Here is a 596-nt window from a genome sequence, read left to right on the forward strand (position 1 = left end):
GCCCGTTGCAGGTCGATCGAACGGGCCGTGTCGATTGTGCCGACTGCTTCGGCCTTCTTGGCGGGCTCGAGCAGGCCGGCCGTGGTCAGTTGCGGCAGGATGATCTGCTGGTCGCACAGCGACATGTGCTGGGTTCCTGCGATGCGCAGGGGGATCTTCACCCCGGTGTTGGTTGCCCAGCGCGGTTCCCAGCCCGGATTGCCGAACCAGGGCGAGGTGTCGCTGGCCAGCATCAGCAGCGGCCGGTCGAGACCGTCCGCGGCGACAGAGCCCAGGATCGGGCCGTCCAGATCGACGCCGGCACGGACACGGTGGTCGTCGTGCATCGTTTGCACGGTTGTCGACCCGCCTAGCGAGTGACCGAACATTCCGACTTTCGACAGGTCGAGGTCCTCGGCGAGGTGCGGTGGGAGTCCAGCGCGTCCCGGCTGTTCGGTGGCAGCAGTCATCAGTTGGTCGAGGACGAAGCGTGTGTCGGCGACCCTGGTCGGCAGGAGTAGATCGGGAAGGATGTGTTGCGGTGAATCCAGTGGCACCTGAGTGTGTTCGGTGTGTCCGTCGGGAAACTGCACCGCGAACGCTTCGTGGGTGTGGTT

General features: G+C 65.4%; 1 pseudogene. It reads right to left on the reverse strand.

The annotated features are described in order from the left end of the window. Positions 1 to 596, reverse strand: a pseudogene (locus A5780_RS32225) (hypothetical protein); the annotation flags it as partial.

Origin of the sequence: Nocardia sp. 852002-20019_SCH5090214, from assembly GCF_001665865.1 — a bacterium.
GTDB classification, from domain to species: domain Bacteria; phylum Actinomycetota; class Actinomycetes; order Mycobacteriales; family Mycobacteriaceae; genus Nocardia; species Nocardia nova.